This is a genomic window from Nonomuraea basaltis (assembly GCF_005893125.1).
Classification (GTDB): domain Bacteria; phylum Actinomycetota; class Actinomycetes; order Streptosporangiales; family Streptosporangiaceae; genus Nonomuraea; species Nonomuraea basaltis.
The window spans coordinates 1-17,391 of the sequence record NZ_VCJS01000252.1; the positions used below are offsets into that span (position 1 = coordinate 1).

General features: G+C 68.0%; 21 protein-coding genes and 1 tRNA gene. 13 read left to right on the forward strand and 9 right to left on the reverse strand.

From position 1 onward, the window contains the following. The coding region (locus EJK15_RS58245; RefSeq protein ID WP_206061855.1) for a copper chaperone PCu(A)C at positions 1-526 on the reverse strand (526 nt) is incomplete at its 3' end. Between the two features lie 240 nt (positions 527-766). Between EJK15_RS58245 and EJK15_RS58250 the strand changes: the two genes are divergently transcribed. From EJK15_RS58250 to EJK15_RS58265, 4 genes are all read left to right on the forward strand, one after another. Continuing rightward, positions 767-1,249, forward strand: a complete 483-nt coding sequence (locus EJK15_RS58250; protein ID WP_043624891.1) for a CarD family transcriptional regulator — start codon at positions 767-769, stop codon at positions 1,247-1,249. 17 nt (positions 1,250-1,266) lie between these two features. Beyond that, on the forward strand, positions 1,267-1,740 hold the full coding sequence (gene ispF, locus EJK15_RS58255) for a 2-C-methyl-D-erythritol 2,4-cyclodiphosphate synthase (RefSeq protein WP_138719017.1): 474 nt from the start codon (positions 1,267-1,269) through the stop codon (positions 1,738-1,740). 181 nt (positions 1,741-1,921) lie between these two features. Next, complete coding sequence (locus EJK15_RS58260) at positions 1,922-2,209, forward strand: GlsB/YeaQ/YmgE family stress response membrane protein (RefSeq protein WP_138719018.1); 288 nt, start codon at positions 1,922-1,924, stop codon at positions 2,207-2,209. Positions 2,210-2,308: 99 nt separating this feature from the next. Further along, on the forward strand, positions 2,309-2,578 hold the full coding sequence (locus EJK15_RS58265; RefSeq protein ID WP_127939499.1) for a GlsB/YeaQ/YmgE family stress response membrane protein: 270 nt from the start codon (positions 2,309-2,311) through the stop codon (positions 2,576-2,578). 63 nt (positions 2,579-2,641) lie between these two features. Here the strand turns inward: EJK15_RS58265 and EJK15_RS58270 are convergent, their stop codons facing one another. After that, a complete protein-coding gene (locus EJK15_RS58270) occupies positions 2,642-3,823 on the reverse strand; it encodes a DUF2637 domain-containing protein (RefSeq protein ID WP_138719019.1) in 1,182 nt (393 codons plus the stop codon). A 53-nt stretch (positions 3,824-3,876) separates the two neighbouring features. Here EJK15_RS58270 and EJK15_RS58275 point away from each other — a divergent pair, with 53 nt between their 5' ends. Further along, positions 3,877-4,263 carry a PPOX class F420-dependent oxidoreductase gene (locus EJK15_RS58275; protein WP_138719020.1) on the forward strand — a complete coding sequence of 129 codons (387 nt, stop codon included), beginning with the start codon at positions 3,877-3,879 and terminating at the stop codon, positions 4,261-4,263. Positions 4,264-4,306: 43 nt separating this feature from the next. Then, the gene (cysS, locus tag EJK15_RS58280; RefSeq protein ID WP_138719021.1) at positions 4,307-5,698 is read left to right on the forward strand and encodes a cysteine--tRNA ligase; all 1,392 of its coding nucleotides are present in this window, start codon (positions 4,307-4,309) and stop codon (positions 5,696-5,698) included. Between the two features lie 90 nt (positions 5,699-5,788). Here the strand turns inward: cysS and EJK15_RS58285 are convergent, their stop codons facing one another. The 3 genes from EJK15_RS58285 to EJK15_RS58300 form a co-directional block, all read right to left on the reverse strand. After that, positions 5,789-6,823 (reverse strand): LLM class flavin-dependent oxidoreductase, encoded by a 1,035-nt coding sequence (locus tag EJK15_RS58285; RefSeq protein WP_138719022.1) that lies wholly within the window; start codon positions 6,821-6,823, stop codon positions 5,789-5,791. Between the two features lie 531 nt (positions 6,824-7,354). Next, the gene (locus tag EJK15_RS58295; RefSeq protein ID WP_138719023.1) at positions 7,355-7,927 is read right to left on the reverse strand and encodes an RNA polymerase sigma factor; all 573 of its coding nucleotides are present in this window, start codon (positions 7,925-7,927) and stop codon (positions 7,355-7,357) included. Positions 7,928-8,156: 229 nt separating this feature from the next. Then, a complete protein-coding gene (locus tag EJK15_RS58300; RefSeq protein WP_138719024.1) occupies positions 8,157-8,591 on the reverse strand; it encodes an organic hydroperoxide resistance protein in 435 nt (144 codons plus the stop codon). 137 nt (positions 8,592-8,728) lie between these two features. Between EJK15_RS58300 and EJK15_RS58305 the strand changes: the two genes are divergently transcribed. The 5 genes from EJK15_RS58305 to EJK15_RS58325 all read left to right on the forward strand — a co-directional run bounded on the left by EJK15_RS58305 (position 8,729) and on the right by EJK15_RS58325 (position 12,526). Next, positions 8,729-9,868 (forward strand): LLM class flavin-dependent oxidoreductase, encoded by a 1,140-nt coding sequence (locus tag EJK15_RS58305; RefSeq protein WP_138719025.1) that lies wholly within the window; start codon positions 8,729-8,731, stop codon positions 9,866-9,868. Next, complete coding sequence (locus tag EJK15_RS58310) at positions 9,865-10,599, forward strand: alpha/beta fold hydrolase (protein ID WP_138719026.1); 735 nt, start codon at positions 9,865-9,867, stop codon at positions 10,597-10,599. Before EJK15_RS58305 ends, EJK15_RS58310 begins: the two co-directional genes overlap by 4 nt. Positions 10,600-10,649: 50 nt before the next feature. Next, the gene (locus EJK15_RS58315; protein WP_138719027.1) at positions 10,650-11,315 is read left to right on the forward strand and encodes a winged helix-turn-helix transcriptional regulator; all 666 of its coding nucleotides are present in this window, start codon (positions 10,650-10,652) and stop codon (positions 11,313-11,315) included. Positions 11,316-11,470: 155 nt separating this feature from the next. Next, a complete protein-coding gene (gene rlmB / locus EJK15_RS58320) occupies positions 11,471-12,433 on the forward strand; it encodes a 23S rRNA (guanosine(2251)-2'-O)-methyltransferase RlmB (RefSeq protein ID WP_138719028.1) in 963 nt (320 codons plus the stop codon). 20 nt (positions 12,434-12,453) lie between these two features. Then, a tRNA-Thr gene (locus tag EJK15_RS58325) sits at positions 12,454-12,526 on the forward strand. 94 nt (positions 12,527-12,620) lie between these two features. Here the strand turns inward: EJK15_RS58325 and EJK15_RS71945 are convergent. Next, positions 12,621-12,782, reverse strand: a complete 162-nt coding sequence (locus EJK15_RS71945) for a hypothetical protein (protein ID WP_171075186.1) — start codon at positions 12,780-12,782, stop codon at positions 12,621-12,623. Between the two features lie 45 nt (positions 12,783-12,827). Between EJK15_RS71945 and EJK15_RS58330 the strand changes: the two genes are divergently transcribed. Then, positions 12,828-13,067, forward strand: coding sequence for a helix-turn-helix domain-containing protein (locus tag EJK15_RS58330; protein WP_206061857.1), 240 nt, complete (start codon positions 12,828-12,830; stop codon positions 13,065-13,067). 412 nt (positions 13,068-13,479) lie between these two features. Here the strand turns inward: EJK15_RS58330 and EJK15_RS58335 are convergent, their stop codons facing one another. Both EJK15_RS58335 and EJK15_RS58340 read right to left on the reverse strand, forming a co-directional pair. Further along, positions 13,480-13,980 carry a hypothetical protein gene (locus EJK15_RS58335; protein ID WP_138719029.1) on the reverse strand — a complete coding sequence of 167 codons (501 nt, stop codon included), beginning with the start codon at positions 13,978-13,980 and terminating at the stop codon, positions 13,480-13,482. Positions 13,981-14,386: 406 nt separating this feature from the next. Further along, complete coding sequence (locus EJK15_RS58340; RefSeq protein ID WP_171075187.1) at positions 14,387-15,769, reverse strand: trypsin-like serine protease; 1,383 nt, start codon at positions 15,767-15,769, stop codon at positions 14,387-14,389. A gap of 158 nt (positions 15,770-15,927) precedes the next feature. Between EJK15_RS58340 and EJK15_RS58345 the strand changes: the two genes are divergently transcribed. Beyond that, positions 15,928-16,845: a helix-turn-helix transcriptional regulator gene (locus tag EJK15_RS58345; RefSeq protein WP_138719031.1), complete on the forward strand. Its 918-nt coding sequence runs from the start codon at positions 15,928-15,930 to the stop codon at positions 16,843-16,845. Positions 16,846-16,926: 81 nt separating this feature from the next. On the opposite strand, the gene EJK15_RS58350 is transcribed toward EJK15_RS58345, so the two are convergent. Further along, a complete protein-coding gene (locus EJK15_RS58350; protein WP_138719032.1) occupies positions 16,927-17,154 on the reverse strand; it encodes a hypothetical protein in 228 nt (75 codons plus the stop codon). Positions 17,155-17,391: the final 237 nt, after the last annotated feature.

Sequence of the window (17,391 nt, forward strand, 5' to 3'; positions counted from 1 at the left end):
GGGTGGCGCCAGGGGCCGCGGGGTAGTCCGCGAATTCGCGGCTGCGCGTGACCACAGGCACGTTCAAGGACACGATCCCGGCGTTGGCGAACTCGAGGTCCAGCTTGATCGACTCGCCGCCTCTGAGGCTCCTGGAGATCGCCTCGAGCATGATCTGCGGGCTGGGCTTGCCGGTGTTCACCAGCTGGTTGCTCGGGAGCTGGATCGGGGCCGTGACCTTCACCGTGCCCAGGCTCCCGGCGGAGACCGCCTTCAGGGTGTCGGGGGTGCCGGACGTGTTCAGGATGTTCAGGTAGATCGGGGCGGAGCCGCGCCAGGGGAGCTGCGCTCCGGAATCCGGGCCGAGGATGAACGCCTGAGGGATTTGAATGCCGCGAGTGCCATAGCCACCGTTCACGATCAAGGCCTGCGCCTCGTTGGGGGCGTAGGGCTTGTTGGTGGTGGCGTCGAATCCAGCCCCGCAGCCGGCGAGTGCGGGGGCTGCCAAGAACGCGGCGGCTACGACAATCCAGCGACGGCTGCTCACGGGCGGGTTCTCCTTGGTCTTGCGCGTGCGTGTAGGGCAGCGCCCACCATATCCACCTGATTCCATGGTCATATCCACGCCCCCGCAGGTCATTCGGTATGTCACGAATGAAGATTCATAGAGTTGACCGATTGTCAAGCCCCAATATGCGGCTTTGACCTGCAGTTATGAGGTTTTCACTGTTCCGGGAGGCTGTGGATGCGTGGTACGCTGGAGTACAGCGGAAGGGGTACTTGTCACATGACTTTCCAGGTCGGCGACACTGTCGTCTACCCCCACCATGGGGCTGCTCGGATCGAAGCAATCACGAAGCGATCCATCAAGGGTGAGGAAAAGACCTACCTGGTGCTCAAGGTCGACAAGGGCGACCTTACCGTCCAGGTGCCAGCCGAAAACGCAGAACTCGTCGGTGTGCGCGATGTTGTCGGCCAGGAAGGCCTTGAGCGGGTTTTCGATGTCCTTCGGATGCCGCACACGGAAGAGCCGACCAACTGGTCTCGTCGCTATAAGGCCAATCTGGAGAAGCTCGCGTCCGGCGATGTGAACAAGGTCGCCGAGGTGGTTCGGGACCTGTGGCGGAGAGACCGCGAGCGTGGTCTTTCCGCAGGTGAGAAGCGCATGCTCGCGAAGGCGCGGCAGATCCTGGTCAGCGAGTTGGCTCTGGCCGAGAAGACCAATGAGGATAAGGCTGAGGCCCTTCTCGACGAGGTTCTCAACTCCTGAGCGCGAATCTTCCACGGGTGGGCGTCGGAGTCGACGTCCACCCGTTCGCTTCGGCTGCCTCAGGCCGCGAGCTCAACCTCGCCGGCCTGCACTGGCCAGGTGAGAACGGGCTCGACGGCCACTCCGATGGCGACGCCGCCGCGCACGCCGCGTGTGACGCGCTGCTGTCCGCGGCCGGACTTGGCGATCTGGGCCGGCTGTTCGGCACCTCCGACCCGCGCTGGGCGGGCGCCTCGGGTGCCGCGCTGCTCGAGGAGACCGCCCGCCAGGTGCGGGCCGCGGGCTACGAGATCGGCAATGTGGCCATCCAGGTGATCGGCAACCGGCCCAAGCTGGCGCCGCGCCGCGAGGAGGCCGAGAAGGCGCTCAGCGCCGCCGTAGGGGCGCCGGTGAGCGTCTCCGCCACCACCACGGACGGGCTCGGGCTGACCGGGCGCGGAGAGGGCATCGCGGCGTTCGCGACCGCGTTGGTAGTCAACCTTTCCGCATAGCCGGGCGTCCTAATTGCGGGATGCGTGAGGGTGTCCTGGCGGGCCGTCGCTGGCCCGCCTAGTGCGGGGGCGGCGGTTCGTCACTGGCGCGGTACGGACCGCCGCCTTCCCCTAGGTTGTTTGTCCTGTTCAGCGGGTAGGTCTTCCCAAGACATGTGAACGTCTTCGGGGGGAGCTACACATGATCGGCGCGATTGTTTCCGCAGTCGTCATCGGCGCGATCATCGGTGCACTGGCCCGGTTTCTGGTGCCCGGCAAGCAGAACATGTCGATCGGCCTGACTCTCATCGTCGGCATCGTGGCCGCGCTGATCGGCACACTGATCGCGCACGCGGTCGGCTGGGCCGACACGCGGGGGATCGACTGGATCGAGCACATACTCCAGCTCGCACTGGCGGTCGTGGGTGTGCTCCTCGTTACGAGAATGGGCATGGGACGCACCAGACGTACCCGTGGAACACCAACCTGACCTGCCCATTCGTAAAGTCGGCGCATAATCGCCGTAGATCGGGTAGCGAGCCTCCCCGTGAGGGTGAACCGCTCACTCTCACGGGGAGGTATTCGAGACATGACAATCCAGTCCATCCTTGGCGCCATCGTGATTGGCGCCGTGATTGGCGCAATCGGTCGCCTGCTGCTTCCCGGCAGGCAGGCCATCGGGTGGATCCTCACCATCGTCGTCGGCATCGTGGCCGCCCTCTTGGGCACGCTGCTCGCGCAGGTGCTGGGCGTGCAGACGACGCCCGGCATCGATTGGATCGAGCTGGTGATGCAGGTGGTGCTGGCCATTGTCGGCGTGGGCCTGGTCGCCGGACTCCGGCGCGGTACCAGCGTCTAGGCGAAATACAGCCGCCCGCCCGGGAGCGAGCCTTCCGGGCGGGCCCTCTTGCCGTGCGCCGCGTCAGTCCTCCGGCGGGCGTGGGGTGCTGCGCAGGCGCCCTGAGGGGGCCGGGGTGTCGTCGTGGATCACCGGGTGGGGGACGGTGTCCGCCGACTCGTCCTCGCGTCCCTCGGCGGCGCGGTCTGCCTCCTGGCGCTCGCTGTCATCGGCGGCCTCCGGGCCGTGCCCGGGGTCTGGGCCGTCGTCCTCGAAGACAGGGTGCGGCTGGGTGTCGGCGTCGCGCTCGTCCGGGCGCGGGTGGACGAGGACGTCGGTCGGCTTGACCCGGTCACCCCAGCGGACGGGGCGGGTTTCGGGCTCTGGAGCGGCGGGCCGGGGCTCGGGCTCCTGCTGGGGCTCCTCTGGCTCCTGTACGGACTCCTGGGCTGTTGCTTCCTCGGCCCTGGCGGGCTCCGTGCCTGTCTCCTGGGCCTGAACGGCCTCGTCCTCGTGGACCTGGGTGGGCTGGGTGGCCTGGACGGGCTCCTGGACCTGGGTGGGCTCGGGGACCGGTTCCTGGGCACGCCATTCGGCCACCTGCTCGGAGATAGGGGTCTCCAGCTCTAAAACAGGCATTTCCCGCTCCGAGACATGCTTCTCCCCCGCGGGAATCGGCGGTGTCTCCGGGGCGGCGGTGGGGCCGACGAGCGGTGCGGACTCCATCACGGGTGCGGGCGCCTCGGTGACCAGCGGGGGCGGCGTCTCGGCCGGACGGGCGGGGTGGAACGGCACGATGTCCGGCTCCGCCGTACCCTCCTCGTGCTCGCCGTCCTCCGGGGCCCGATGATCCTGTACGTGCTTGATCAGCAGCAGCCACAGCCACAGAGCCACGGCCAGCATGACCCAGGGCGCCAGAGCCACGCCCACGGCCGCCTGGCGCACGTCGAACGTGAACCGCATCGCCGTCGCGACGTTCGCCGCCGCGGCGGCCACGATGAGCACGACCAGCACGAGCGCCGCCTGCAGGCGCACGAGCAGCCGGGCCGAGCGCAGCAGCAGCACGCCGATCAGCGCCACCACAAGGAGCGCGTCGAAGGCCGCCGGATAGAGGAAGGCGAGATCCTGCCGGGCCTCGCCGGTGATGGCCAGCGCCCGCAGGTCGTCGAAGGAGAGCGCGCACGCGGCCCCGGTCAGGGCGGCGACGGCGAGCCCCGCCAGGGCAAGGCCGAGGCGACGGAGCAAAGAGGGGGGAGTCACGTCCATGGCGGTCTCGAGCCTACAGAAGAATGGGGATCAAGACCGATCGAGGGAGAGACATGGTCAACCTGCCGGAAGAAGCCCGCAAACTCCTGGACGCGCCGAACTACGCCACGGTGACCAGTCTCAACCCCGACGGCGGGCCGCAGTCCACGGTCGTGTGGGTGCGTACCGACGGCGACGACGTGCTGTTCTCCACCGCGAAGGGGCGCAGGAAGCCGCGGAATTTCGACCGCGACCCGAGGGCGAGTCTGCTGGTCATCGATCCCGAGGACCCTTACCGGTACGTGGAGGTCCGCGGGCGTGTGACCGTGATCCCCGACCCTGAGGGCGCGCTCATCGAGGAGCTCTCGCAGAAGTACCGGGGCCTGCCATGGGAGGACAAGCCGGGCGTCGAGCGGCTGATTGTCCGGATCCGGCCCGACAAGGTCACCTTGCGGGGCTGATTAATCGACGTGATAACGCGGCTCAGGCATTAGCCTTGCCTTCGTGAGCCTGCACATCTACGACACCAGCACGCGCGCCATCCGCGAATTCGTTCCGGTCGAAGCCGGCCGGGCGTCGATTTACCTGTGTGGGGCTACCGTGCAGGCTCCTCCGCACATCGGGCATATCCGTTCGGGTGTGAACTTCGACGTGCTCCGGCGCTGGATGGCGCGTTCCGGCTATGACGTGACGTTCTGCCGCAACGTCACGGACATCGACGACAAGATCATCAGGGTCTCGGCCCAGGAGAGCGTGCCCTGGTTCGTCGTGGCCGAGCGCAACCAGCGGGCCTTCACGTGGGCGTACGACACGCTGGGCTGCCTGCCGCCGACGGTCGAGCCGCGGGCCACGGGGCACGTACCCGAGATGATCACGCTGATGGAGCGGCTGATCGCGCTCGGGCACGCCTACGCCTCCGGCGGCGACGTCTACTTCGACGTGCGGTCGTACGCCGACCGCTACGGCTCGCTCTCCAACCAGAAGGTGGAGAACATGCGGGCCGCGGCCGACACCGACGACGAGTCCTGCAAGCGCGACCCGCGCGACTTCGCCCTGTGGAAGGGCGAGAAGCCGGGCGAGCCGACCTGGCCGACTCCGTGGGGGCCCGGGCGTCCCGGCTGGCACCTGGAGTGCTCGGCCATGGCGACAAAATACCTCGGGCCCACGTTCGACATCCACGGTGGTGGGATCGACCTGATCTTCCCGCACCACGAGAACGAGATCGCCCAGTCCCAGGCGGCCGGCGACGGGTTCGCGCGCTACTGGATGCACAACGGGATGCTCAAGATCGGCGCGGAGAAGATGAGCAAGTCGCTCGGCAACTCCCTGCTGATTCCCGAGATGGTGCAGAAGGTGCGACCGGTCGAACTGCGCTACTACCTGGCGGCGCCGCATTACCGCTCCTCGATCGACTACTCGGAGGAGGCGTTGCTGGAGGCGGCGGCCGCATACCAGCGCATCGAGGGCTTCGTGACGCGCGCCGCCGAGGTGATCCACGACGTCGACGCGGACGCGCCGCTGCCGCAGGCGTTCGCGGACGCGCTCGACGACGACCTGGGCACGCCCCAGGCGCTGGCCGTCGTGCACGAGGTGGTGCGCGAGGGCAACGTGGCGCTGTCCAAGGGCGACAAGGAGGCCGTGGCGCGGCTGCTGGCCGAGACCCAGAACATGCTGGACGTCCTCGGCCTCGACCCGCGCTCGCCGCAGTGGCGAGGGGCCGGGTCGGATCTGGCGCCGGTGGTCGACGCGCTGGTGGCGGTGGCGCTGGAGCAGCGGAAGGCGGCTCGGGCGCGCAAGGACTACGCGGCGGCGGACGCGATCAGGGACCAGCTGGCGGCGGCGGGGATCACGGTGGAGGACACGCCGCATGGGGCACGCTGGGAGCTTTCCCGCTAGGCGCTCCGCACCGTACGGGCCGGTCCCGCCAGTCCTTGGGCCGCACGGATTCTTCCTGCTAGGCCCTCCGCACCGGACTGATCCCTCCCGCTAGGCGCGCTGTGCCGCCTGGGTTCTCGCCTCGGCGAGCAGTTCGGCCTGCCGGGGCCACTCGCCGCCGTCGAGGCCGAACCCGACCGCGTCGGCTCCGGCCGCGGCGTACGCGGCGAGGCGCTCGGCCACCTGTGCGGGGCTGCCGGTGACCGCCACGCCTTCCGCCTCCTCCGTGGACATCCCGTGCACGTCGACCAGGGAGCGGACGAAGGTTTTGAGGGCCGCGTCCGTGTCACTCGCGAGGAAGGCATGCCCTCCCACGGAGATCTCGGGTACCGGGCGCCCGAACTCGTCAGCGATCTCGCGTAGGCGTGCCGCCTTCCTGGCCAGGGCCTGCGGGCTGATGAGGGAGGGCATCCAGCCGTCACCGTGCAGTACGGCGCGGCGCATCGCGGCCTCGGAGTTCCCGCCGATCAGGATGGGCGGTACTGGAGCGGGCGGCGCGAGGACCACCTCCACCGTCCCTGCCACGGCGCCCTTCCCCGTGTCCGCACCCCTTTCGGACGCGACACTCATTCCGGACCTGACCTCGTTCCCGGACCTGGGCTCGTTCCCGGACCTGGGCTCGTTCCCGGACCTGGGCTCGTTTCCGACTTCGGCCTCATGCGCCACCTCGACCGGCTCTCCCCGGATAAGACGCGGCAGGGCCTCGAGTGCGGCATCGGTACGGCGTCCCCGATGTCCCTGCGACGGCGCACCGACCGCCCGCCAGAACGGCGAGCCCGGAAAACCTCCGATGCCGACGCCGAGCACGACCCGGTTGCCGGACAGATGCTGGAGGGTCTGAATCTGAGCGGCCACCCACGCCGCCGGGCGCAGGGGGAGGGTGAGCACGCCGAACTCCAGCTTGATCTCTTCCGTGACGGCCGCGACCGCCGCCAGGACAAGGGTGGGGTCGAATCCCGGCGTGCCGTCGCCGATGATCAGATCCGGCATGCTCACGGCGTCGTAGCCGAGGGACTCGAGGTGACGCGCCATGGTGATGTCCGGGATGCCGGCCTTGCCGCCGGGCAGGCTCGTGGAGATCCGCATCGTCATCCTTCGCACTGCTGGTCGTAATGGAGTGGATGACGCCACGCTAAAATCTCAAGCCCGCTGGAGGTTGACTCGCGTCGCCCCGTACGTCGAGCGGTCGTACCTACGTTGAGCGGTCGTACGTACGTCGAGCGAGTGTGGCGCGACACCCCGAGCGCCCGACGACGTTCATGCACTACGGCCGTCATGCACTGCGGCGGCCCTCGGACCGTTCGGCGGTTTCCGGGGCGACAGGCGGGCCTCGGACCGCTCCGTGGCTCTCAGCTCGCATACGCCGTCCGAGCACGAACGGCGCAGCCGTCCCATCGAGATCGTCTGTATCAGCCCGATCGCCCAGCAGGTCGGGCACCCGCGAAAAGCGAGCACCCCCACCGCTGCCAGCAGCAAGCTGACCGGCCCCACGACCGGGATGAGCCCAACCGAGGCGATCAGCGCGCCGAACCCCACCACACCGCGCACCAGATGCCGCGGCACCGACGAACTCGCGAAGCTTCGACCGTCAGTCATCGCAACCCCAGAAACCACGCATCAGCCAGCCACATCGAGATCTCCCAGAGCCGCCTCGGACAGCATGCGCTGCACCGCCGCACGAGCGCGATGCAGCCGCGACTTCATCGCGGCGGTGCTCAATCCCAGCGCGTCAGCCACCATCCGCCCGCTGAGCCCTTGCACATCCCGCATGATCAGCACCTGCCGCTGATCCGCGGGCAGCGCCGCGATCGCCGCCGCCACGCGTGCGGCCTCCAGACGCTGGAACATCTCCTCCTCAGCCGACGGCATGGCAGCCGATGATCCGGTACCCCCGGCGAGAGGTGGATGAGGCCGCAACATCAGCCGAGCCCGCCGGATGCACTCGTTGCGAATGATGCGGAACATCCACGAAGCCAGCGCTCCGGAAGCCCGCAACGTCCCGATCTTGCGATACAGGACGATCAGCGCCTCCTGCGCAGCATCCTCAGCGTCCTCGGGCGTGGCGCACAACGAGCGCGCGAACCGCTGCACGTGCGGATGCGCCCCCGATACCAGCGCGGCGATGGATTCGACATCACCACCACGCGCGGCGGCGACCAGCCGCTCGTCCGACCAGGTCGGGTCAGCCACGTTCCCGCCCCCTCCGGCGCAGCACGACGACACTACATGTGCCGATGAGCAGGACAGCGATGGCAACGGCGATACCTATAACCACGACGACCTCCATGTCCGTTGTCGCCGGCGTGTTACCGGGACACGTATGAGAGGCGCCGAGCCACTGGAAGGATTCGCCCATTTCAAGAGGGATCGAAGAGGTCCCTCGGGGGGAGGGCGGCAGGTTCGCCGACCTGCCTGCCGGCTAGATCGTCGTGCCGTTGACGACCAGGGCGACGTCGATGTTGCCGCGTGTCGCGTTCGAGTACGGACAGACCTGGTGCGCGCTCCGTACCAGATTCGTAGCTTGGACCGGATCTTCGATGGAGGGCAGAGCGATGTCGAGCTCGACGCCCAGCTTGAAGGTGCCGTTGGCGTTCGGGATGAGCATGACCTTCGAGCTCACCGCCGCGTCGCCCGCCTCGAGGCTCTCGCGCCGTCCGAGCATGCTCAGCACAGTGGAAAAGCAGGCGGCATAGCCGATGGCGAACAGTTGCTCAGGATTGGTGCCGTCACCGTTCCCGCCCAGTTCCTTCGGCTGCCGGAGCTGTAGATCCAGAATGCCGTCGCTGGTTACGCCATGCCCTTGGGCGCGCCCGCCGGTCACAGTCGCCTCTGCCGTGTAGAGCGGCTTCGTCATGATGTTTCTCCTTATCTTCGGGCTTCTTGATTTGGAATCATAGACTTCAAAATCAGGAAGTCAACGGATATCATACTGGAACAAGACGTCCATCCACATGGTGTGGCCTGGGCGCGCGATCGAACCTCGGAGGCGACATGGCAAAGCTCCGGATCGGCTACCTTCTGCCGACCCGTGACTGGACGGTCTTGGGTAACCGGGACTTACCGGACCTCGTAGAGCAGGCGCGGGCGGCGGAGGAAATGGGGTTCGACTCGGTTTGGGCGGGAGACAGCCCGGTGACCCGTCCCAGGGCGGACGCGCTGATGGTCCTGGCCGCCGCTGCCGCGGTCACGGACCGGATCGTCCTCGGCACCGCCGTGCTGCTGCCCGCATTGCGTCATCCCCTGCTGCTGGCCCACCAACTCGCCACGCTGGACGGGTTGGCGGGAGGGCGGCTGATCGCGGGGATGGGGGCGGGGTTCGCGCATCCGTACACGGAGGCGCAGTTCAGGGCGAGCGGGGTGGACTTCAAGCGGCGGATCAGCCGTATGGAGGAGTCGATCGGGATCATGCGACGGCTGTGGAGCGAGGAGTCGGTCTCTCACGAGGGGGCGCATTTCGCCTTCCATGACGTGACGCTCGCGCCCAAACCGGTCCAGGATGGCGGGCCACCGATCTGGCTCGCGGGGAGTGGTGAGCCGGCGTTGCGGCGGGTGGCGCGCCTGGCAGACGGCTGGATGCCCTATCCACCGACTCACGAGGGGTACGCCGAGGATCTGATGGCTTTGGCGAACCGAGTTCCGGAGCAGGCGGTAACGCTCGAGATGAGCGCCACCGGCGACCTGGAGAAGGCCGCGGTCAAAGGCGCCCGCAACCCGATGACGGCCGAGACCGTGGAGGCTGGCCGCTTGTCAGCGCTCGACACGGTGGACGCTGACGGGTTCTCGCCGCCTGAGATCAGCGTCACCGATGAGTCGGCGGCGTCTGTGGGCCAGGGTCCGGGAGGGGCGTTCACTCCGGCTCTGTACGCGACCATCTGCCTGGACGAGGATCCCGAACGCGCCCGCCACCGCCTCCGCGCCAGCGTCGAGCGCTACTACAACGCCCCGCTCGAGTTCGTCGAGAGCATTCAGGCGATGTTCGCGGGCACCCCGGCCGACGTCGTGACGTGGCTGAATGGCTACGCCGCGGCCGGTGCCCGGCATGTGGTCATAAGGCTGGCGGTCGACGACCACCGGCCGGCGATGGAACAGTTCGCCGACCAGGTCCTGGCCAAGGTGAGGGAGAACACGTGACCACCTTCGTTCTCGTATGTGGCGCCTGGCATGGCCCGTGGGCGTGGCACCGCGTCGTACCTCTCCTTGAACGCGCCGGGGCGCGAACGATCATCCCGGATCTGACGTACACCCCCGGCACCGGTCTGGACGACCACGTGCAGCAGGTGATCGCGGCACTCGCCGCGACCGAAGCCGAGGCCGCAACCGAAGCCGAGGCCGCAACCGCGGGAGGCGGCGAGCGAGTGGTGCTCGTCGGGCACAGCTATGCCGGCCTGGTGGTACGCCAGGCAGCGGACCTCCGGCCGGATCGCGTCGGCCACGTCGTCCTGGTGGACGGCTGGGCGGGACCGGACGGGAGCAGCATGTTCACTCTCGCCCCCGACGCCTTCGTACAGGCCATCCGCGCCGCGACCAACGGCGGGAATGACAAGCTCATCCCGCCCCCCGCACCGGAACTTTTCGGCATCACCGACCCCGCTGACACCGCTTGGCTGGCACAGAGGTTGCGCCCGCAACCGCTACGCACGTTCACCGACCGTACCCACTTCACGGGAGCAGTCGACGGCATCCCGGGGACGGCGATCTACTGCCGCCCTCAGACGTTCCCCTTCGAGCGACTCGGCCGCGCCGCCGGTTACCGCACGATCCCTGTGGACGGCCCGCACGACGTCATGCTGAGCGCCCCAGAGTCCCTCGCCCGCCTGCTCCTCGCCGAAGCCGGAGCCGGAGCAGTAGCGGAAACCCCATGACACCGAATCGCCGAGTTCAGAAATTGGAAGTCCAAGATTAAGCTGGTGAAGTGGATCGAACGTACAACCAGTTCTGCGCCACCGCGCGGACCCTCGACCTCGTAGGCGAGCGCTGGACGCTGCTCATCGTCCGAGAATTGCTCACGGGCCCTAAGCGGTTCTCGGACTTCCAGAACAGCCTCCGGGGTCTGGGCACCGGACTGCTGGCGGCGCGGTTGAAGCACCTCGAGCGTGAGGGCCTGGTGCGCAAGATCACGCTCCCTGCGCCCGCTCGTACCCCCGCCTATGCCCTCACGCAGGCCGGCACCGAACTGGCACCCGCCGTCCTGGCACTGGCCCGCTGGGGCATGAAGTGGGCCATGGGGGAGCGCCGGGAGGGCGAGGCCTTTCACGGCGGCTGGGCGGTGCTGGGGCTGAGGGCCTGTTTCGACCCGGAATCGGCGGAGGGCCTGCGCGCGATGTACGAGTTCCGCGTATCGGACGAGGTCTTCCACGCAATCGTCGAGAACGGGACGATCGAGACCATGCACGGCCCGGCCCAGCGTCCGGACGCGGTCATCGAGACCGACGACGAGGTCCTGGTGGACATGGCCGCCGGCCGCACGACGCTCGCGGCCGCGATCAGAGAGCATCGCGCCCAGGCCACCGGGGACCCGGATGCGCTGGTCAGACTCGTGGGCATGTTCCGCATCCCGCAGCCGCAAGCACGTAAGTAGGTGGTGCCCAGATCCTGGAGTGCTCCAGTCCTCGTTCCGCCGCATACCTTGAGCTGCGCTTGGGGTGCGGCATTGACAGTTGGCCCATATGCGGACGTGTCAGGACGTTGCCGGTGTGGGATGAGGTGCCTGACGGCCCGAGTACCCTTGATGACATGGCAGCAGGGGGTAGGGCATCGGGCAGGCCCGCGAAGAAAAAGGGCCCGTCCAAAGGCACCGGGGGGCAGAAGCGCCGGTCGCTCGAGGGCAAGGGCGCGACTCCGCCTGCCGAAATGCGCCATTGGTACAAAGACAAGGCCCGCGCCGAGCGCATCGCCCGCGAAGACAGCGGTGGCGCACGGCGTACCGGACCGGCCAAGCGGCCGCGCTCGGAAGACGCTCCCGAATACATCGGCGGCCGCAACCCCGTGTTTGAGGCCCTGCACGCGGGAGTGCCGGCCAACGCCCTCTACGTTGCCCAGCGCGTCGAAAACGACGACCGCGTACGCGACTCCATCAAGATCGCGGCAGAGCGCGGCATCGCCCTGCTCGAGGTCACCCGCGACAAGCTCGACCGCCTGACGGAAGGCGCCGTCCACCAGGGAATCGCCCTCCAGATCCCGGCATATGACTACGCCCACCCGACGGAGCTGGTGGAACTCGCACAGGACGCAGCCGAGATCCCCCTGATCGTCGCCCTGGACTCCGTCACGGATCCCCGCAACCTGGGCGCCATCGCCCGCTCCGCCACCGCATTCGGCGCCCACGGCCTCCTGATCCCCTCACGCCGCTCGGCCGGCGTCACAGGGGGTGCCTGGAAGACGTCCGCCGGAACCCTGGCCAGCCTACGCGTCGCCCGCGCCGCCAACCTGACGGCGGCGCTACGGGAATACCGGGAAGCGGGCCTGTTCGTGATCGGCCTCGACGGCGCCGGCGAAAACGACATCGGCGACGTCGACCTGCTGACCGAACCGCTGGTGGTCGTTGTGGGGTCGGAGGGCAAGGGGCTCTCCCGACTGGTCCGTGAGCACTGTGACGTTGTTGCGCGCATTCCGATGCGTGCGGCGGCGGAGTCGCTGAATGCGGGTGTTGCGGCGGGCGTGGCGCTGTATGAAGTCGCTCGTCACAGGCGTCTCTAGCGTCTACACTGGTAGGCCGTGCCGACGTAGCTCAATCGGCAGAGCATCTGTCTTGTAAACAGAAGGTCAGGGGTTCGATTCCCCTCGTCGGCTCTAGGTTTGAACAGGGAAAAACGCCCGGTCCGAGATCAACTCGGGCCGGGCTTTCTTGATCGAGTGCGATGAGAGTGCGATCGATCTTGGATTTTCAGGCCTCCGCCGACACCAACTCGATCACGTCCGCGTCGGCGGAGAACGGCGGGATCGGGTCCCGCTTCCCCTCGCGGAACGGCCTCAAAAGATCGTCGAGTATCGCAACCGGCGAGTGAAGATCGAACCAGGCCCGCTCGGCGAGCGCCTGCTCCCACACCTCCTGAAGGTCTCTCCGAAGCTGAGTTCGCCACTCCTTCGCGATGTGTCCTCCAGCGTCGTGCTGCGCGGCCTGCAGGACGGCGGCCTGGTCACCCGCCCCGCCACCGCCGACCACGGCCGGGCCCTGCCGGTGCACCTCACCGACGAGGGGCTGCGCCGCCTGACGGCGGCACGCGCTGCGGTCTACGACATCGAGCGGCGCATGATCGGCGCGATCCCAGTCCGCCGCCTGGACGCCCTGCTGGCCGACCTCGACCGCATGGCCGCCGCCCTCGACGGATGACCGCCCGCCGCACCCCACGGCTGCGGCGGGCTCGGCGGCGGGGTCAGCCGGCCTTGGCGGCGGACTCGGCCTCGGAGTCCTTGATCCCGAGGTTGGCGTAGGCGACCGACCGACGAGCCGTCCTCGCTGACCGTGTAGACCTTGTCCAGGAACGCCCCGGTCGAACTTGGCGGCCACCGAGCGGATGTAGCCCATCACGTGCTCACGGCCGTCGAAGACGTACCAGGGCTCGGGCGTGCCCTCGATCGACAGCGGGATCGTGGAACTACTGGCGGGCCAAGGAGGTCATCGCGGGCGTCGAGGAGTACGGCCCTCTCGCTCGGCATCTGTCAGATCATGACGCTTCAGACGCTCCTCATCCACACAGATGATCTACGCCAAACCAGCATCAAAGATCCACGGGACATGCCCTCTAGTCGCGGGGTCGGGGGTTGCAGTGAATCCACGCGCCCGGGTCGACGTCATGACTGGTGCTTCCCGCCCAGAACACGCACGTCTCCAGGCGCGAGGCATTGCCGAGCCGCAGCGCCCCGGTCGCGCGGACGTAGACGGGGCCCGCGTAGTACTTGAAGGAGCCCCGCTGGATGCTGCCCAGGCCGGTCCCGGCGGCCGGCCTGCCGTCCACAGCCCGGTGGAGCGAAGCGGTCACGGGGGTGGGCGTTCCGACGTCCTTCTTCTTCAGCGTGACGACGCAGTTGGTGTTCTTCTGCCTGTTCCACATGAGGTAGACGTCCGCGGTCCGGATGTTGACCCGCTTGACGAACGTGTACCCGCTTCCGCACACCGCGTGGGGCTTGTACGGGTTCAAACCCTGCGTGGAACTGGCGCCGGCCGGGGTCGGCGTGGCGAGCGTCGCCGCCGCAGCCGCCGCCACGATCGCCCCCGTGACAACGCTCGTCTTCTTGTTCTTCACTCTTTGTCCTCTCGCGCCCTGATGTCAGACCTTCCTGCCCCTTTTGGCATGGATAGTCCTTTATCGATCATTGTGACTGAAAAGTAGATCGTCTAGGTCTAGGGGGTCTAGAGGCCGATGCGGGTCTCTACCTGGGCTCTAGCGGCTGGAGGCGGTTGATGAGGTGGCCCACGGGGCCGTCTTGCAGTACGGCCGCGCGGTGGCGCCCGCAGAGGCGGTGGGGGAAGCATGACCAGCAGAGGGAAGCGGTAGCGACGGTCGCCGCGAAGATGGTTCTCATGGTTCCTTGAACAGCGGGACGAGGAGGGAGCATGGGCATGGCCGGCACCCCCGAAGACCCGAGCCCTCTAAGGGACGCTCGGCCGGAGCGTCCACACCCCGATGACGGCCGCCGCCCTGCCCTCGATCAGTACTTCTTGATGATGCCAGGCATCGCCTTCTCGGCGAGCCGGATGTCGGTGAAGTAGTCGCGGCACGGGTCGTAGATGCCGCCGTAGTTGTCGCTGCCACCTCCACCGCCCCCGCTGTTGATGCCCTTGGCCACGATCTTGCCGTCACTCCTGACGGTGTAAATGGGGCCGCCGGAGTCGCCGGCAGCCGTGCACCTGCCGGTCTTGCTGCCCTTGACCATGTTGCGGGCCACGCCGCCGCTCCTGTACTTCACCGTGACGCCCGTCTGCGAGACCATCCAGCCGCACAGCTCACCGGTGGTCGCGCCGCCCGTGCAGTACTTGTCGCCGCGCCGCGGTGCGCGGCTCCACGGCCCTGCGACCTCCCGCCTGGTGTTCGACGTCGCGTTCCCGGTGTAAACGTATGGAGCCGCGTTGTTGCCGCCGGCCAGCCTCACCAGGCCCAGGTCTCCGGCGTAGTACGACTGGCTGGGAAACTTGACGGTGCCGCGGGTGTTGTCCCAGTTGTCCGAGGTGACCTTGCCGACGGCATAGCTGGGCACGGGCATGTAGTAGTACTGGTGCAGGACGACGCAGTGCCCGGCGGTGACGAGGTACGGCACGCCCTCGTGTTTCCAGGCGAAGCCCGTGGTGCAGGTGGAAGTGGTGGTCCGGGCTCCGCCGAAGAACGGGCTCGTGTCGTTGTGGCGAGCAGTCTGTGCGGGGGCGACCTCGTCTGCGTTCACCTCGATGGCGACCTTCTCGGCGCCGTAGCGTTCGGTCAGCGCCCGCCTCAGCAGGTCGTCCACGTGCGCGACCGTGACCACGACCCGGTTGCGCGCTGCGTCGACGTAGGCCGAGTGCATCATCGGCGCGCCCGGGACGTCGAGAGTGAGGATCTCCTCCTGGACCGCGATGAGCTCGGCGTAGGTGTACTTCACCGTGGTGACGATCGGATAGTAGTACGTGGCGACGCCGGTGGACGAGGGCTCCGCCGACGACTCCTCCTCTTCGGTGGCCGCCGCGGTCGTGGGCTCGGCGGGGATGCCGCCCTTGCCCTCGCCCGTGCCGCCGATATTCGGGTCGTCGCCGCCCTCGTCGACGAGCGCGTCGGTGCTCACCGCGATGGCCGCGGCAGCATAGGGCACCCGGCCCGTTCCCGTCGTGTCCGCCGTGGTCGGCGCCACGATCCGTCCCTCGCTGACGTACGGTGGCGCCAGTTCCATGGGCCGGGTCTCGGCCCTGGCCTCGGCTCGCTCCAATGCCACCGATAAGCCGGGGTCCAGCGGTTGGGCGGGGGTGAAGTCCTCGGCGAAGACCGGCACCAGCTCTTCGACCGTGGCCATCGCTCCCGCCTGAGTCGGCGCCACTGCGACCACGCTCAGGGCAAGAGCCCCCACAGCCAGAATGCTACGCATACATGATCACAACTCCCGGATGATGGGCGTTCGCCCAAGAATGGGATCATTGTCAGTTCGTGGCGCTGGAAGTTTCTAGATCGTCCGGTTGTCATCAACCTGCACGCGTCAGCTTGGTGACACGTCGTTGGAGGACCACCATGAACCTTGCCGGTCTCGGACTGACCGACTACGAGGAGCACGTCTACCGCATGCTCCTGCGCGAGCCTGCGGCCCCCATCCGCAGCGACAGCGCCATGGCGGCCACGCTCGCCCGGCTGACCGAGCTCGGCCTGCTGCGCAGAACCCCGCCGGGAGACATCGTGGCCGTCGATCCTCAGTCCGCGGTCTCCGGACTGATCACGCGCAGGCTGAACGAGACCAACGCCGAGATGGCCCGCATCGCCTCCGCCTGGGCCGCCCTTCCGTCACTGACGGGGGACGCCGGCAGCGACGTTACTTTTGAGCGGATCGACGACCACGACGAGGTGGACCGGCGGATTTACCGCCTGGGCATGGCGGCAAAAGAGCTGCTCACCGTCCGCCCCATCCGCCGCCGCCCGATCACCCCCGAAAGGTTCGACAGCACCCTGCGGCGGCTGGCGGACGGCGTGTGCTGGCGCACCATCATCGGTGTCGAGAGCCTCCGCGCGCCCGAGGTCCTCGCCCACGCCACCCGCCTGCACCGGGCGGGCGACCGTCACCGCGTCCTTGATCCCCCCGTCCAGCAGATGGTCATCATCGACCGCTCCGTCGCCTTCGTGCCCGTCACTCCGGACGCGGGCAGCGCCGGGGCGCTCGTCATCCGGCAGCCCGGTGCCGTCGCCACTTTGCTGAACCTCTTCGAGCACACCTGGGCCCGGGCGAGCGACCTCGAACCTGAGGACCCCTTGCTCACCTCGACCGAGCGCCAAGTCCTCCACCTGCTGAACAACGCCACCAAGGACGAGTTCGCCGCCCGGAGGATGGGCGTCTCCCTGCGCACGTACCGGCGCCATGTAGCCCGCCTGCTCGCCCGCCTGGGCGCGGGAAACCGTTTCCAGGCCGCGCTGCTGGCCAGGGAACGAGGCTGGATCTGAGCCGGCCCTTGGGCATACACGTCGGCGGGGTGACCTTCCCCGACCCCGCCCGGTTCAGCGGCGCGCAACGGCGTTGCCCCGTCAGTCGGAGGGCAGGTTGGTGCTGCGTTGGCGGGCAGGTAGCTCGGGCTCTTCGTCGGTGCAGCTCATCTTCTTGATCGCCTCGTAGGTGTGGAACTGCTCGCCGCCCTCCGTGAAGGTCGACTCGAACGCGAGCGGCTGTCCCGTTGTGGTGTCGACCACGAGCCGGTCTCGGCCGTCGTGGTCGCCCTGGCGGCTGACCGCATGACCGTTGCGTCCGAGCGGCATGGAGTGATCGCGACAGACTGAGCACCACGGACAGGACACCACCCCGGCGGGGTCTTTCATGTCGTCCATCTCCCCATCCGGAGTGCCGCCTACATGCTCATTTTCAGCGTCGCCCTAGGCTAGCCTCGATCTTTCTCGATCTTGATCTGGTCGGCTAAGAGGTCCGGCTGGAGGTCGATTTCCTCGCTGTGGTCAGCGGGATTGCCCGGCTGTCGCGCCGGGTGGGCGGGGTTCCAC

Coding starts and splice junctions, on each gene's coding strand:
- EJK15_RS58305 (WP_138719025.1), top strand. CDS start 8,729: ATGGCAAAGCTCCGGATCGGCTACCTTCTGCCGACCCGTGACTGGACG.
- rlmB (WP_138719028.1), top strand. CDS start 11,471: ATGGCAGCAGGGGGTAGGGCATCGGGCAGGCCCGCGAAGAAAAAGGGC.
- EJK15_RS58345 (WP_138719031.1), top strand. CDS start 15,928: ATGAACCTTGCCGGTCTCGGACTGACCGACTACGAGGAGCACGTCTAC.
- EJK15_RS58250 (WP_043624891.1), top strand. CDS start 767: ATGACTTTCCAGGTCGGCGACACTGTCGTCTACCCCCACCATGGGGCT.
- EJK15_RS58260 (WP_138719018.1), top strand. CDS start 1,922: ATGATCGGCGCGATTGTTTCCGCAGTCGTCATCGGCGCGATCATCGGT.
- EJK15_RS58285 (WP_138719022.1), bottom strand. CDS start 6,823: ATGCGGATCTCCACGAGCCTGCCCGGCGGCAAGGCCGGCATCCCGGAC.
- EJK15_RS58270 (WP_138719019.1), bottom strand. CDS start 3,823: ATGGACGTGACTCCCCCCTCTTTGCTCCGTCGCCTCGGCCTTGCCCTG.
- EJK15_RS58350 (WP_138719032.1), bottom strand. CDS start 17,154: ATGCCGCTCGGACGCAACGGTCATGCGGTCAGCCGCCAGGGCGACCAC.
- EJK15_RS58275 (WP_138719020.1), top strand. CDS start 3,877: ATGGTCAACCTGCCGGAAGAAGCCCGCAAACTCCTGGACGCGCCGAAC.
- EJK15_RS58265 (WP_127939499.1), top strand. CDS start 2,309: ATGACAATCCAGTCCATCCTTGGCGCCATCGTGATTGGCGCCGTGATT.
- EJK15_RS58300 (WP_138719024.1), bottom strand. CDS start 8,591: ATGACGAAGCCGCTCTACACGGCAGAGGCGACTGTGACCGGCGGGCGC.